Here is a 15053-nt window from a genome sequence, read left to right on the forward strand (position 1 = left end):
GCATCCACTGTGTTTCGCCAATTAGGGACGATGCCCCTTCTTCATGATGATTCCATGGTAGATGGTTGGGTTGTTTCTCGCGATGTGTTGGATCGTTTTGGCGAACACAAAGTGTTTTTTGAAGACGCCGATATCCTTGTGATGACAGATGGCATCATAACGAACGCGCATCATTTAGGCGTCTTGGAACATCCGGAAGGGTTGGGTGGATGGATTCGTGATCAACGAGAGACAGATCCTCTGTTCTTTAAGCGCTTCTGCGGTTCTTTTTCCGGTGCTATATGGGATCGAAAAGCGAAAGAATGGACGATTTATACGTCTCCCACAGGGGATCGTGCGGTATTTTATTGGCTGGATCCCGAAAAGCAACGTGTCATTGTCGGCTCGCAAATGAACTTTGTCACCGACACCATGAAACGTCTTGGAATTCCTCGTGTTCCCGATGAACAGGGACTTAAAAACTTCCTTAACTTCGGCTTTTTCACCGATACGCATACGGGTGTGCAAGGCGTTCGCCGTCTTTACCCCGGCGACTATTTGTGCTTACGTGCTGACTTTGTCGAAACAAAGTCGTATATCACGTTTGCGGAAAAAAATCTTCCGGATAAAAATATCGATGAGGCGATCACTTCTCTTCATGAAGTATTCCTATCGAGCTTAGAGGATAGTGTATTTTGGAATCAACGGCATGGGTATACGGGCTTGGTTGATTTAAGTGGTGGAGCGGATACGAGGATCATCTTTTTCGCTTTACAACACCTCGCTCCGAAGTCGTTTGAGACGTTGACCTATGCGCAAAAGGGGAGCCGAGATCATACGATTGCCAAACAAATTGCGCAGGATGCGAACACGCCTTGGCATTTTATGCCGTTAGATTCGCCTCAGTTTCTGACCGAAGTGGACACGCTGATGCTGATGAATAATGGCGTCAGTTATTATTTTGGAATAACTGGCGGAAAACAGATGTTGCAAAATTTGGCGTTATCCCATTACGGCGTGGAATGGACGGGCATTGCAGGCGATATTCATGAAGGCGCCATGTTGACAGAAAATGCAGAGCAGGCTCCGCAGGAAGACATGGAACGATACCGCTTATCCCGACATTTTCCGCTTTTTCCGACAAAGGAAAATGAAGAGATCGGTCGCTTTTCTACCAATGACCGGTTTTGGTTTTTCACGCGCGGTTTTTTGGCGGCAGCCTCTACTAATTTTATTCGGCAGTACTATACCGAGCCTTTAATGCCTTTGGCGGATTCCGCTTTTTTACAGGTCTTGTTCGACATTCCGTGGAAACAGCGCGTTTATGATAAAATACAGATGCGTTGGCTGAAACGGGAATTCCCGATGAGCGTAAGGTATCCCCATTCCGGAACGGGTTTACCGTTATCCCGTGAATTTTATCCATGGCACGTCATAGAACGAAAAATCCATACGGCGTTATCTTTGCTACGCGCGAAGAGGAAGGGAAAGCCGATAACGAATGATATGAATCCGTTGGATTATTGGTGGAATACAGAAGACAAGATTCGAGAAGAACTCATCCGATATTATCGAGACTCTGTTTCGGCGATACAGGAGGAAGAGATGCAAGGCATTGTGCGTGAATTATTCGAGCAGGGCGCACACTTTGTGGATCGCGGATTAGCTCTTTCCATTATTTCCTACTATAAGAATTATTTGGATTGAGAAATAATACAAGAGGGCGGATATGATTTTAACGTTAACGGCAGGGTACCCGTTTGGAGGGGAACCATTTTTGATTTCCGAGGATCTTTATGCTCCGGAAGAACTGATCTATTTGGCATTGCATCCATCAAAAGAGGAGAATCAAAGTCGCCATCGCGGCATTCGTATCGCAGAAAAAAGAAATGTCTTTGTTATGGCGATATGGGCATTGCGTGGTCTGGGAGATCCTTTGGTATGGCACGAAATGGGCTGGATGAGAAAAAATCGCAAGCTTTCTCTTCATAATATAGGGGTGATGCTCGGCTACTACGCCTATGCCAAACGATGCTATCGTGAAATATATCGATGGATGAAGAGCGAAAATCTGTTGCGCAAGGATACCATCATGTACTCCTATTGGATGGTCACCCATGCGATGGTCTGTGCGCTGGTTAAGCGAAAAGTGCCAAACATGCGTATTTTAACGCGATGCCATGGCTATGATATTTACGAATATCGCTATCCGGGAGAATATCTTCCCTTTCGCGACTTTATTTTCCGTTCGATGGATGCGATTTGCCCCATCAGCGCAGATGGGGTACACTACCTCGAGCAAACCTATGCGGAAAGCCTTGAGAAGCAAAAGATATCCTTGCATCGTCTGGGTACGTTGGAGAAGGGCGCTACGCCCCCTAAAAGAAAAGGCGAGCCGTTTCGCCTCGTCTCCTGCTCGAGCATGATCCCTCTAAAGCGGATTCATCTTCTTATTGCCGCTTTATCGAAAATCGGACAACCGGTGGAATGGGTTCATTTTGGCGATGGTCCGTTGATGTCGACGTTGCAAAATCAGGCCAAAGACACTTTGTCGCAAACGTCCGTGCAGTATATATTTAAGGGACATGTGCCAAACGAGGAGGTTTTGCAATATTACAAAGAAAATCATGTTGATGTTTTCCTTAACGTCAGCGAGACGGAAGGCGTACCGCTTTCCATCATGGAGGCACTTTCGTTCGGCATTCCGGTCATAGCAACAAAAGTGGGAGGAACAGGAGAAATTGTTACTTCGGGTTTGAATGGAACCCTTTTGCCTAAGGATGTTGCTCCCTCTGCGCTTTCGAATGCCATTCGAGATATGATGGTGCGATCGGACGAAGAGCGCAATACAATGTGTAGAAAAGCCCGTGAAAGTTGGGAAAAGAACTGTAGCGCAGAGAAAAACTATCGCGACTTTTATGCCATGGTTCAAAATCGGTAAAAATAACCCCATGGTGCTCGACAATCCGTTGGACGGACAAGTAGTAAGGAGATATGTGTGAATCGTATCATTCAGTTTCACGAAGGACAAAATCGAAAACTGCAGGTTTTCTGCGCAAGATATATTCCGGCAAAATGGAGAGAAAAACGCGAATCCATATTGGATCTCACATTCTATTTTCTGTTTCTCTTCTACACGGTTGGCGCCAATTTTTATGGTTTTTCTCTTGGTTTACGATTGCTGTTGCATAGCATCACGCTTCTTCTCGCCTTGTCTCTCTTTTGTGAACCGAATCCTGAACCGGCTTCACCAGATCTCTTTTGGACTTTTGCCTATTATCTTATGGGGATAGGAAGTTTAGCCACCTGCATCGTGGTTCGGGGGAAGGCGTATCTACTATTGTCGTTGGTTTGGTTGATTCTTTTTCCCTTTGCGCGAAGTGTGCTAAAGCGTGACGTGTTTTACTTGTGGCTGAAACGATTTTGCATTACTTTATGCCGTTTTTTTATAGCCGTTTTGGCTATTTCACTAGTGTTGTCTCCCTTAACGGAAAGTCAGTATGTAGGAATCTACAGTGATCCGAACGATCTGGCAATGATTTGCGTGATGGCCATCATTAGTAACTTGTTTTTATATCATGTAGAAAAAACAAAGAAAAAAGAACGACATGTGATTTTTTCTATTATCGCCACAACATTGATCTTATTTTCACGTTCTCGGACGGGCATGGTGATGATGTTTTGGGTCTATGTGATGTATATTGCTTATCTATTGGTTCATAAAGAAGTGGTGGTAAGAAGAATATCCAAATTCATCGCTGGTAATGTTCTATGCTATTTGATTTTATATCTCGTTCTTTCCTATGGGACGCCTATTTCCGCACACGCCATCTATCCGTTGATCAATCCTGCGTATAAAGAACAATTGGAAAAGCAAGACGGAAAAGAGATTACTTTTGAGGAGTCTTTATCTTTGTTGCTGCAAAAGAGTATGAAGGGCGCAGGGGATAATATGGACGTGAGTTCCGGAAGAATACGGATTTGGCAAGCGGGAATAAAAAAAATGTCTGTTTTTGGGCATTTGGATGAACGTGTATACGTAAGGACATATGAGCATCGTCGTATGTTATTGCATAATGCGGTTCTTCAGATATGGTATTCTACCGGTGTTTTTGGCATGGTCGGTTATTTATTGTTAATGGGGAATATAGCAAAAAAATCTTTACGAGGAATCAGACGGTTTTCCGCTTTATCAGTTGAGAATATCGTTGTACTCTCTTTTTTGGGGTGTTACGCGGTTTACCTACTTTTCTTTTCCTCCTATCATCCGTTCGCTTCGCCGCTTACATGGATTGCCTTTTTCGCTTCGATGGCACCCCCTTTTGAAAACGAAAATGTGATCGAAAGGAGAAAATTACATGCGCAAAGCCATTAAAAAGCTCGCCTCGACGGGCTTTTTACATATTTTTTCCTCGGAAGTATTAAACAAAATCATCGTATCCTGCAGTGGGATTATTGTCGTTAATTTTCTTTCGAAAGAATTGTATGGCGTGTATTCCTATGCAATGAATATTTTGAGTACATTTTTAATTTTCAGTGGTTTTGGTGCTTCTTCTGCTTTGATTCAGCTGGGCAGCGAAAATTTAAATGATATTGAAAAGAAGGAGAAATTCGCGAAATTCAGTTATCGTTTCGGCATGATCGTTAATTTCGGGATGTTTTTCGCCATCCTTCTTTTTTGCCAGTTCTTTTCGTTTCCCATCCCCGAAGCGAAAAAGGTGTTGCTTCTTTTATCGTGTATGCCGCTTGTCTATTTTACGGTGGAAACCATTCAAATCTATTTTCGCATCCATCTCTATAACAAGTGGTTTTCTTATTTGAGCACGGGAATTGCATTCGCCAATTCTGTAATGTTGATCCTTGGGGCTTTATCGAATCAATTGACCGTTTTGGTGGGACTTCGTTACGTAGGCTATTTTTTGGTGATTTTTGCTACCGTCGCGTTGACACGTCCACCGTTTCTTTTCCCTGATAATTCGTTTTCTTGTGGAAAGGAAAAACGAAAAGAACAGGAAGAAAGAGGAGAACTCTTACTGACAAAGGCAGAGAAAAAAGACTTTTTCTCTATTGGCTTTGTCGCGCTTTTCAATAACAGCGTGTCCAGCCTGCTTTACATCATTGACGGCTGGCTCATCGGTTCCATTATTGCGGACTCCACGGTATTAGCGGATTATCATACGGCAACGCTCATTCCTTTTGCGATGACCTTTGTTCCTTCCGCTATTATTACCTATGTGTATCCCTACGTAGCAAGCCATCACGAAGATATTCCATGGCTTAAGAAGAATGTGACCAAATTGTATGGCATTATGGCAGTGGTCAATGGCGTAATCAGTCTCGGTCTCTATTTTTTTGCGCCTTGGATTTTTGCCATTCTATTTTCGGGCTATACCGATGCGATTCCGATTTTCAGGGTTTTATCCATTGGATTTTTCTTTTCCGGAACGTTTCGCATTTTATCCGGTAATGTTCTTGTAATGTTGCATAGGCTTAAAGTGAATAGTGTTGTCGCAGTTATTTCCGGCGTGCTTAATGTGATATTGGATTATTTTTGGATAAAACAATATGGATCGATTGGTGCCGCCTATGCCACAACAGCGATCTACATTATATCCGGCTTATTGAGCACAGCATACGTTGCGTATTATATCTATCGACGTCGCTGCAGAACGAATGAGGTGGAATAAGGTATAATAAGACAGCAATGGTGGTCAGATGGAGGAGAAATATGAAGATCATGACCGTAGTGGGAGCTCGTCCGCAGTTTATCAAAGCGGCCGTCGTGTCCCGTAAAATTCGCCAACAACAGCAAGAGATTCTGGTGCATACGGGGCAGCATTATGATGCCAATATGTCGGATGTTTTTTTTACGGAGCTTTCAATTCCAAAGCCGGATTACAATCTCGGCGTAGGCAGCGGAAGCCATGCGCGCCAAACTGCCGCTATGCTGACAGGAATTGAAGATCTTATTTTGAAAGAAAAGCCGGATGCCATGTTGGTTTATGGAGACACTAACTCCACTCTCGCTGCAGCGTTAGCCGCTTCGAAGCAATTGGTGCCGGTATATCACGTGGAGGCCGGTTTACGCTCCTTCAATCGTTCCATGCCGGAAGAGCAAAATCGTGTAGTAACCGATCATCTCTCAACACTCTTATTTGCTCCAACGCAAACAGCTGTAGATAATCTGGCTCGGGAAGGACGGACAGAGGGCGTCTTTTCTGTTGGAGATGTGATGTGTGATGCGGTCTTGTTTTATACCTCTTCCATGGAAAAGAAAAATGCACAGGATATCTTTTCTTCCCTACGCGTGATTCGGGGTTCCGTTTCAGGAATGCGACATTGGATTCTTGCCACCATTCATCGCGCAGAAAATACCGATACGCCAGAAAAACTGCGAGAGATTTTAAAAGCGTTTGAGGCGTTTCCGGTTCCGGTCCTATTTCCGGCACATCCGCGGGTGCGAGAAGTTGCCGTGAAACTGAGTGAAGAGGAAGGCTTTCGCAATACTGTGCTGGTGGAGCCGGTCGGGTATTTGGAAATGCTATTTTTCACAAAATATGCGGACAAGGTGGTTACGGATTCCGGTGGTTTACAGAAAGAAGCGTACATCTTGCGTACGCCCTGCGTGACCGTACGAGAACAGACCGAATGGGTGGAGACGCTGGGCGGAAACCTGAATATTCTTTCACGACCGATTGCTGCCGATATTGTGCAAAAAACAGTAGAAACGCAAGTTAATGAGGAGGCATATCGCTCTTATTACGGAAATGGAGATGCCGGCGATCGTATTGTAGAAATTGTATCGAACGGAGGAAGGATCAAATGAATTACGCCTTAATCGGCTGCGGACGGATTGCCATCAATCACGTGTACGCGGTGAAGAATAATGGTCTGCATTTTGTTGCGCTTTGCGATGTGCGCGAAGAGAAGATGGATGCGCTCTTAACGCGCGGAGAATTGGATCCTGCCTCGGTGGCGCATTATACGGACTACAAGAAAATGCTGGAGGAACATCCGGAAATTGAGCTGGTTTCCATTGCGACGGAAAGCGGCTATCATGCGGAAATTGCGTTGGAATGTATCCGTCGGGGTATCCACGTCATCATTGAAAAGCCTATGGCGATGTCGCTTGCCGATGCCGACCGCATCATTGCGTTGGCAGAGGAAAAACACGTTAAAGTGGCAGCGTGCCACCAGAACCGGTTCAATGTCGCCATTCAGCATGTGCGAAAAGCGGTGGAGGAAGGGCGCTTCGGACGTCTCTCCCATGGAACTATTCATGTGCGCTGGAATCGCAATCGCGGGTATTATGAACAAGCTCCTTGGCGCGGCACATGGGAAGAAGACGGCGGCGCATTGATGAACCAGTGCATTCATGGCATCGACCTGTTGCGCTGGATGCTGGGCGACGAAGTGGTAGAAGTCGTCGGACGCACCCGTCAACAGTTCCACGACTACCTTGAAGCGGAAGATTTGGGAACGGCAATCGTCTCCTTCAAAAATGGCGCTATTGGCGTGATTGAGGGAACAACCAATGTTTATCCCCAGAACTTAGAGGAATCCCTCTTTTTATTCGGCGAAACCGGTACGGTGAAGGTGGGTGGTAAATCCACTACCGATATCGAGGTGTGGAATTTTGCTGACCACCGTCAAGAGGACGACGGGCTGGTCGGTATGAAAGAGCCCACGTCCAATATTTACGGAAACGGGCATACGATGCTCTTCCGGGATGTTATCGAAGCCATTCGCGAAGATCGCGCGCCCTATGTCGATGCTTATGCCGGACGACGTGCGCTTGAATTGGTCTTAGCAATCTATAAGAGCCAAAAAACGGGAGAGGCGGTCAAGCTGCCCCTTACCGATTTTGCCTCCACGGACATGAAAGGCATGTTCGGGGAAGGCTCTTTGCAATACGATCCGAATGCGCCGGTGGTCGAAGCGAATTAAGGAGAGCGTATGCCCGACTATTTTGTTCACGAATCGAGTTATATCGACGAAGACGTCGAGATTGGCGAAGGGACGAAAATTTGGCACTTTTGTCATATTCAGTCCGGCGCGCGCATCGGTGAAAAATGCAGTTTCGGACAGAATGTCAACGTCGGAAACCGCGTGCAGGTGGGAAATCGTGTAAAAGTGCAAAACAATGTCTCGCTTTACGAAGGACTTCAGCTGGATGACGATGTATTTTGCGGCCCATCCTGCGTGTTTACGAATGATTTGAATCCGCGTGCGGCATATCCAAAGGGGAGCGCCGGTTATCATCCGACGCATCTCGAAAAGGGCGTTACGTTGGGAGCGAATTGTACCGTGGTTTGCGGTCATACCTTGCACACCCAAGCCATGGTTGCGGCAGGTGCGGTGGTAACCAAAGATGTGCCTGCTCATGCGCTGGTGGCAGGCGTTCCGGCAAAACGCATCGGCTGGGCGTGTACCTGCGGACATATTTTCTACGATACCGATTTGGATGAACAGGCCAGGTACCGTTGCCCGGAATGCGAAAGGCTTCTGGAGCAGGATGGCGAAGGATTAAAAGAAATACAGGCATGAGGAGGAATCCATGCAATTCATTGATTTAGGGCGGCAATACGAATCCGCAAAAGAACGCATTGATAAGGCGATTCACGACGTGGTGAATGAACGCCATTTTATTATGGGACCGCAGGTGGAAGAGCTGGAAAAACGTCTTGCCGCCTATGTCGGACGCAAGTACTGTCTGACGTGTTCCAGCGGAACCAGTGCCCTTTATATTCCCCTTCTTGCGTATGACGTACAACCGGAGGATGCGGTATTTGTTTCGAGCTTTACGTATTTCGCTTCCGCGGAAACCATTCGTCTCGCCGGAGCTACGCCCGTCTTTATCGATTCGGATGAAACCTATTTGATGGATCCGGATAAACTGGAAGAAGCCATTCAAAAAACAATCGCGGAGGGAAAATTGCGTCCGCGCGGTATCATGACGGTGGATCTCTTCGGTTTGCCGTGCGATTACCCTCGCATCGAGGCGATTGCTCAAAAATACGACTTGTTTTTGTTAACGGACGATGCGCAGGCGTTTGGCGGCACGTTGGATGGCAAACAGAGTTGTGCGTTCGGCGACGTGTCGGCGACATCCTTTTTTCCGGCAAAACCGCTGGGATGCTACGGCGACGGCGGCGCCATCTTTACCGACGATGAAGAGCTCTATACACTGATGCACTCGCTGCGTGTCCATGGACATGGCGCTTCCAAATACGACAATGTGCGTATTGGAATCAATGCGCGTTTAGATACCCTGCAAGCGGCGATATTGCTGGTCAAATTGGATCTTTTCGACGAGGAAGTCAAAAAGAAGAACGAGCTGCGCGAACGGTACGACGAGGTATTAAAAGATACCTTCTCTACGCCGATTATCCCCAAGGGACGCACCACCTCGCTTGCCCAATATACCATCCTGACCGAAAGTGCAGAAGAACGGGAATTCTTGCTGCAGGAAATGCCGAAGAATGGTGTGCCGGTGATGGTGTATTACCAGATTCCCATGCACGAACAGCGCGCATTTACGGAGTTAGGATATGCGCCGGAAGATTTGCCGGTGTGCCATTCACAAAGCCAGCGCGTGTTAAGTCTTCCCATGCATGCCTATATGACGGACGAAGAATTTGAACAGATTACCTCTACGTTGCTTCGCCTGACGAAGGAAATTCGTGCCAAGCGCGCGTAACAAGGAGAACGCATGAAAGTGAAACCGATAAGTACTTTTTCCTGGCGGCGGCTGGCAGCCATCGTATTGGATATTTTGTTTATTAATATCGCTTATTTTGGCTCGATGTGGATACGCTTTGATTTTCGCTACAGTCTCATTCCGTATCAACTGAGTACCGAGCTGATCAAGTTGGCGCCGCTCTTTACGGTATTGGCGCTTGCTCTGTACTGGGTGTTCAAGCTGTATCAATCGTTGGCAGCGTATGTCGGCTTTCCGGAAATCGTGCGCAGCTTTTTGGCGAATCTCCTTTTTGTTTTCGTGCAATTCGCCACCATGCGTCTCACCCTCGACGGGATTTGGATTCCGAAAGGTTTCTATCTGATTGAGTTTTTCCTGCTGTTTACCGGGGTAACCGCGCATCGCTTTTTGTACCGTTTCCAGCAGCTCATGGAGCGTACCTTGCAAAAAACAGTCAATGACGACAACAGCATACCGACGCTTATCGTGGGTGCCGGAGAAGCCGGACGCACGCTGATTCATGAAATGAATGTCTCCGAGAAGGTACGAAACAATGTGGTTGCGCTCATCGACGATGATGCGACAAAGCATGGTCGCACGATTGAGGGAGTCAAAATTTATGGCGGTCGGGAGCAGATTGAAGAGGTCGTTCACCAGTTCGGTATTCAAGAAATTATTGTGGCGCTGCCATCCGCTTCGCGCCAGCAGCAGCGTGAGATTCTCGAAATATGTCAGCGTACAGAAGCCAAAATGAAGATTGTTCCGGGCATCTACCAGATTATTACTGGTGAAGTATCGGTCAGCAAGGTGCGAGACGTATCTTTGGATGACTTGTTGGGACGAGAAGCCATTCAGATCAATACGTATGAAGTGGCAAACTACCTCCAGGGAAAATGCGTTTTGGTTACCGGCGGTGGCGGAACGATTGGCAGCGAGCTTTGTCGTCAGATTGCCCGTTTTCAGCCGAAACAGATTATTATTCTCGATGTGAACGAGAACGGCTCCTATGATGTGCAAATGGAGATTAAACGCCATCATCCGGAAGTCGATGTACGCATTCTGATTGGCTCTATTCGGGACAAAAAACGACTGGAAGATATTTTCGCTACGTATCGTCCGGAGATGGTGTTCCATGCGGCGGCGCATAAGCACGTACATTTGATGGAAGCCTCGCCCCATGAATCCATCAAGAACAATGTTATCGGCACGCGCAATGTTGCTTGGGCGGCGGATCGATACGGCGTAAAGCGTTTTGTGTTGATTTCTACCGATAAGGCGGTGAATCCGACGAGTATTTACGGCGCAGGCAAGCGCATTTGCGAGATGATTATTCAAGCCTATGCGGATCGCTCGAAGACAGATTTTGTTGCCGTTCGCTTCGGAAACGTTCTGGGCTCCAGTGGCTCTGTCATTCCGTTGTTCAAAAAAGAAATTCAGGAGGGCGGGCCGGTTACGGTCACGCATCCCGACATTGTCCGTTTCTTTATGACCATTCCGGAGGCGGTTTCACTGGTTCTGCAGGCGAGCTGTTTTGCAAAGGGCGGTGAGATTTTTGTATTGGATATGGGCGAACCGGTGCGCATTTTGGATATGGCGAAAAAACTGATTCGTTTATCGGGATACAAAGTCGGAGAAGACATCGAAATTGTCTTTACCGGATTGCGTCCGGGCGAGAAGCTCTATGAAGAAGTGCTGATGAGTGAAGAGGGACTGCACGAAACCAAGAATCGTCGCATCCGCGTGGCAGAGCCGTTGCGTTTTGACCGCGACCGTTTTGAGGAGCAATTGGACGGTCTCGAAGCGCTTATGGCGGATGAACGAACGAATGTCTACGATCCCGTCGCAGAGATGGTGGATACGTTTAAGGTTCCCGTCGAAGGCATCCCCATCGACTACAAGGAGTACCAAGAAGAGGGGAAAGAAGCGCTGGAAAAGCGAGTGCGGGAAGAAACACACAAGTACGATCACCTGCCGGAACAGGAGTAGTTTGTTGTCCACATAGGGAAAGAAACGAGCATTCTTAACACCGGGAGGCAACATTTCACCGTTGTCCACGTAAGGGGCAGAAAAGAGGAATATATGGAGCAAACAAAGAAAATACCTTTCTCTCCGCCGGATATTCGGGAAGAGGACATCGAAGAGGTCATCAAGGCGCTTCGATCGGGATGGATTACCACCGGTCCGGTGACGAAAGACTTTGAACATAAGCTGGAAGCCTATACCGGTGCAGAGCGTGCGGTGGCGTTAAATTCTGCGACGGCGGCTTTAGAGTTAACGCTTCGCGTGTTAGGCATTGGTTCCGGCGACGAGGTGATTGTTCCTGCCTACACCTATACGGCGACGGCATCGGTTGTAGCGCATGTCGGCGCAACGATCAAGATGGTGGATTGTTTGCCGGATTCCATTTTTATGAACCCGGAAGGCATTGCCGCTGCTGTCACTTCGCGCACGAAAGCCATTATCAGCGTCGATTTAGCAGGCATTATTGCAGACTATGATGCGGTCTATCGCATTGTCGAAGACAAGAAAGCGTTGTTTGTGCCTTCTTCACCGAGACAGGAAGCGCTGGGACGCATTGCGGTCATCGCCGACGCAGCGCATTCGTTAGGCGCACGTCAGGGGGATAAACGTGCCGGAGCCATTGCGGATTTTACGTGTTTTTCGTTTCATGCGGTCAAGAATTTAACGACGGCGGAAGGCGGTGCGCTCGTTTGGCGAAAAGGTCTGCCCTTTGCCACGGAAGAACTGTATCACGACCTTCAGCTGTGGAGCCTTCACGGGCAAAACAAGGATGCGCTGGCAAAAGAAAAATTGGGCGCATGGGAATATGACATTGTTATGCCCGGCTATAAATGCAATATGCCGGATACCTTAGCGGCGTTAGGCGTTTCTCAGTTAGCTCGTTATGAAGAATTGATGGCTCGTCGTCACGAGTTGGTTTCCCGTTATCACGAAGCCTTTGTCACGGAAATGGGCTGTCTTGATTTGGCACATACCGGTGCGAATCATCGCTCCAGCGCACATCTTTATCTGTTGCGCTTGCCCGGCTTTGGCGTAGAGGAGCGCAACACCTTTATCCAGAAAATGGCGGAATATGGCGTGGCAACCAATGTCCACTTTAAGCCGCTTCCGCGCATGAGCGCCTACCGCAATCTCGGTTTTTCCATCGCGGATTTCCCTCATGCAGACACCCTTTATCAGAATGAGATTACTATTCCACTGAACACCGTGCTGACAGATGCGGATGTGGAATACGTGATCGATGTGTTTCGTCGGGTAAACGACACCATGCGTAAATAACAGTAAGAAACGAGACCATGAGAGTAAAACCTTTTGCGGCGCTTCCTCCGGTATTTCAACAGGAAGAAGTGCGCCCCTATTATGACCTTTTAGCGAAAAAACAATTCCAGCTGGTGCTGAAGCGCATTTTGGATGTGCTGATGGCGCTGGTTCTTTGCTTGCTGCTTTCGCCATTCCTGCTGGTTACCGCTTTAGCAATCAAACTGGATTCGCCGGGACCTGTGCTGTACCGACAGGAGCGCGTGACACAGTACGGTCGCCATTTTTATATCTATAAATTTCGCACCATGGTTGCCAATGCGGATAAAATCGGAGCCGCCGTCACCAAAAGTGACGATGTGCGCATTACCCGTGTCGGCAAGGTGCTTCGCCGGCTGCATTTTGATGAATTTTCACAACTCTTTAATGTCCTTCGGGGCGACATGACCTTTGTTGGCGTTCGTCCGGAAGTACCGAAATTTGTTGCTCGATATACGCCTGAAATGTGGGCGACTTTGCTGTTGCCAGCTGGGCTCACCTCGCGCTGCAGCATTGCCTATCGCAACGAAAACGACAAGTTAGAAGGCGTTGAGGACCCCGAAAAGGTCTATATAGAAGAAATTCTGCCGGATAAAATGCGTATCAATTTGCGTGAGATGCGTCATTTTTCCCTCGTACGAGAAGCAAAAGTTTTGTTTGACACCATCCTTTGCGCGTTTCATTGATCTTTTCTCGACGGATGGTCTCGAATCGTTGACCGTAAATGGCGAAGCGCTAAGCGAAGCGGTGTTGAACAGCAAGCAATATAAAACGCCGGCTTTGGTTGCGGAATTGGAAAATGTCCAGGGAAAAGGCAATGCTGCCGTGACGATTCTTCCACCGTACAACGGTGTGGTTCGGCTGATTTTGGAAGCCGAGGATCACAGTGCACGCTCCGTATTCGAGATTATGCTGGATACCGATGTACCGCCTTCGCCGGAAACACGGGTGCTTGTTACCGTCGAAGGAATTGCGAACTACTTCGGTCAGCTCGGTAGGACATTCTCCATCCAAAAATCGCCGAAAAAGCTTACGGGCGTATTCGTTCAGACTATGACATAAGGAAGGGGAGAACCTTGCTCCCTTCTTCAGCCGGAGACTCCAAGAACGCCGGAGCAGGTACGGATGCCAACGGGACAGAGAATCCGCCGGAGGAAAGCACGCCGTCTGGATCTGCTCATTCCTCTGATGCCGGCAATCCGAACGGGGCAACGTCGTCAAAGGACAATGCGGCACGCAACGGGCAGAGTGCGGAGAGCAAAACAGGAGATGTCGTAAATCTCCTTGTTCGGATTGTTCTTCTCTGCACAGCAGGGTTCTTGTTCTTCCTGCTGAAGAGAAGAAAAAAGGAAGCAAAGTAAATCAAGGTGTTGCTTGACCATTTCCCGTATGCTATACTCATAAAGCTATGCACTGGAATTTGTACAAAGAGAGGTGATTATATGAAACAAGGCATTCACCCGGAGTATTACGACAACGCGACGGTTACCTGCGCTTGCGGTAACGCGTTTACGACCGGTTCAACCAAGAAAGAGCTGCGTGTAGACGTTTGTTCGGCGTGCCATCCGTTTTACACGGGCAAACAGAAGACAGCAGAACGTGGCGGTCGTGTCGAACGCTTTAAGAAGAAATACAACATCGACTAACAAAACGAGGCTTGCAAAGCCAGAGAAAAGAGACCGCCAACGGCACACGCCGTTGGCGGGCTCTTTTTGTTCCTTATAGGTGCAGCACCGTTTATCATTCTGTTGGCTATCTATTGAGGTGGAGCGCCGCTTGGTGTGAAGCTGGCGGCGCGGTTTGCAGGCGGAGCGCCGCATGATTTGGCGTTGGCGGCGCAGTTTGCTTTGCATTATGTAGGCATTTTAGATAGATGTTGAAATTGTCGTTTGATAGGGTCGGGTAGACCCCAACCACCCCTGGCAAACGGCGAAAAAGAGCATTTGCCAGGGTCAGTCACACCCCAACCACCCCTGGCAAACGGCGAAAAAGAGCATTTGCCAGGGTCAGTCACACCCCAACCACCCCTGGCAAACGGCGAAAAAGTGAATTTGCC

14 protein-coding genes are annotated in these 15053 nt (G+C 47.9%); all 14 read left to right on the forward strand.

Annotated features, from left to right (window positions below; all coding sequences use genetic code 11):
• Positions 1-9: 9 nt before the first annotated feature.
• The 14 genes from RDL68_RS01615 to rpmE all read left to right on the forward strand — a co-directional run bounded on the left by RDL68_RS01615 (position 10) and on the right by rpmE (position 14643).
• On the forward strand, positions 10-1686 hold the full coding sequence (locus RDL68_RS01615) for a hypothetical protein (protein WP_308539924.1): 1677 nt from the start codon (positions 10-12) through the stop codon (positions 1684-1686).
• 22 nt (positions 1687-1708) lie between these two features.
• The gene (locus RDL68_RS01620; protein WP_308539925.1) at positions 1709-2920 is read left to right on the forward strand and encodes a glycosyltransferase; all 1212 of its coding nucleotides are present in this window, start codon (positions 1709-1711) and stop codon (positions 2918-2920) included.
• Positions 2921-2977: 57 nt separating this feature from the next.
• Entirely contained in the window at positions 2978-4354 is a 1377-nt protein-coding gene (locus RDL68_RS01625) for an O-antigen ligase family protein (RefSeq protein WP_308539926.1), read from the forward strand.
• Positions 4338-5666: an oligosaccharide flippase family protein gene (locus RDL68_RS01630; RefSeq protein WP_308539927.1), complete on the forward strand. Its 1329-nt coding sequence runs from the start codon at positions 4338-4340 to the stop codon at positions 5664-5666. Before RDL68_RS01625 ends, RDL68_RS01630 begins: the two co-directional genes overlap by 17 nt.
• 41 nt (positions 5667-5707) lie before the next feature.
• Entirely contained in the window at positions 5708-6805 is a 1098-nt protein-coding gene (gene wecB / locus RDL68_RS01635) for a non-hydrolyzing UDP-N-acetylglucosamine 2-epimerase (RefSeq protein ID WP_308539928.1), read from the forward strand.
• Positions 6802-7926: a Gfo/Idh/MocA family oxidoreductase gene (locus tag RDL68_RS01640; protein WP_308539929.1), complete on the forward strand. Its 1125-nt coding sequence runs from the start codon at positions 6802-6804 to the stop codon at positions 7924-7926. The genes wecB and RDL68_RS01640 overlap by 4 nt, the downstream gene beginning before the upstream one ends.
• 9 nt (positions 7927-7935) lie before the next feature.
• Positions 7936-8526, forward strand: a complete 591-nt coding sequence (locus RDL68_RS01645; RefSeq protein WP_308539930.1) for a DapH/DapD/GlmU-related protein — start codon at positions 7936-7938, stop codon at positions 8524-8526.
• A 10-nt stretch (positions 8527-8536) separates the two neighbouring features.
• Positions 8537-9679 (forward strand): DegT/DnrJ/EryC1/StrS family aminotransferase, encoded by a 1143-nt coding sequence (locus RDL68_RS01650; RefSeq protein ID WP_308539931.1) that lies wholly within the window; start codon positions 8537-8539, stop codon positions 9677-9679.
• 12 nt (positions 9680-9691) lie between these two features.
• Positions 9692-11665: a nucleoside-diphosphate sugar epimerase/dehydratase gene (locus RDL68_RS01655; protein WP_308539932.1), complete on the forward strand. Its 1974-nt coding sequence runs from the start codon at positions 9692-9694 to the stop codon at positions 11663-11665.
• Between the two features lie 93 nt (positions 11666-11758).
• Positions 11759-12979 carry a DegT/DnrJ/EryC1/StrS aminotransferase family protein gene (locus RDL68_RS01660; RefSeq protein ID WP_308539933.1) on the forward strand — a complete coding sequence of 407 codons (1221 nt, stop codon included), beginning with the start codon at positions 11759-11761 and terminating at the stop codon, positions 12977-12979.
• Between the two features lie 17 nt (positions 12980-12996).
• Positions 12997-13683 (forward strand): sugar transferase, encoded by a 687-nt coding sequence (locus RDL68_RS01665; protein ID WP_308539934.1) that lies wholly within the window; start codon positions 12997-12999, stop codon positions 13681-13683.
• Positions 13655-14059 carry a hypothetical protein gene (locus RDL68_RS01670; protein ID WP_308539935.1) on the forward strand — a complete coding sequence of 135 codons (405 nt, stop codon included), beginning with the start codon at positions 13655-13657 and terminating at the stop codon, positions 14057-14059. Before RDL68_RS01665 ends, RDL68_RS01670 begins: the two co-directional genes overlap by 29 nt.
• A gap of 14 nt (positions 14060-14073) precedes the next feature.
• Complete coding sequence (locus tag RDL68_RS01675) at positions 14074-14358, forward strand: hypothetical protein (RefSeq protein WP_308539936.1); 285 nt, start codon at positions 14074-14076, stop codon at positions 14356-14358.
• 81 nt (positions 14359-14439) lie between these two features.
• A complete protein-coding gene (rpmE, locus tag RDL68_RS01680; protein ID WP_308539937.1) occupies positions 14440-14643 on the forward strand; it encodes a 50S ribosomal protein L31 in 204 nt (67 codons plus the stop codon).
• Positions 14644-15053: the final 410 nt, after the last annotated feature.

It is taken from the genome of uncultured Murdochiella sp., from assembly GCF_902488755.1.
Taxonomy (GTDB): Bacteria; Bacillota; Clostridia; order Tissierellales; family Peptoniphilaceae; genus Murdochiella.

Bases quoted from the DNA above. Each gene is read 5' to 3' on its own strand.
- RDL68_RS01620 (WP_308539925.1), top strand. From the start codon at position 1,709: ATGATTTTAACGTTAACGGCAGGGTACCCGTTTGGAGGGGAACCATTT.
- RDL68_RS01630 (WP_308539927.1), top strand. From the start codon at position 4,338: ATGCGCAAAGCCATTAAAAAGCTCGCCTCGACGGGCTTTTTACATATT.
- wecB (WP_308539928.1), top strand. From the start codon at position 5,708: ATGAAGATCATGACCGTAGTGGGAGCTCGTCCGCAGTTTATCAAAGCG.
- RDL68_RS01640 (WP_308539929.1), top strand. From the start codon at position 6,802: ATGAATTACGCCTTAATCGGCTGCGGACGGATTGCCATCAATCACGTG.
- RDL68_RS01645 (WP_308539930.1), top strand. From the start codon at position 7,936: ATGCCCGACTATTTTGTTCACGAATCGAGTTATATCGACGAAGACGTC.
- RDL68_RS01650 (WP_308539931.1), top strand. From the start codon at position 8,537: ATGCAATTCATTGATTTAGGGCGGCAATACGAATCCGCAAAAGAACGC.
- RDL68_RS01655 (WP_308539932.1), top strand. From the start codon at position 9,692: ATGAAAGTGAAACCGATAAGTACTTTTTCCTGGCGGCGGCTGGCAGCC.
- RDL68_RS01660 (WP_308539933.1), top strand. From the start codon at position 11,759: ATGGAGCAAACAAAGAAAATACCTTTCTCTCCGCCGGATATTCGGGAA.
- RDL68_RS01665 (WP_308539934.1), top strand. From the start codon at position 12,997: ATGAGAGTAAAACCTTTTGCGGCGCTTCCTCCGGTATTTCAACAGGAA.
- rpmE (WP_308539937.1), top strand. From the start codon at position 14,440: ATGAAACAAGGCATTCACCCGGAGTATTACGACAACGCGACGGTTACC.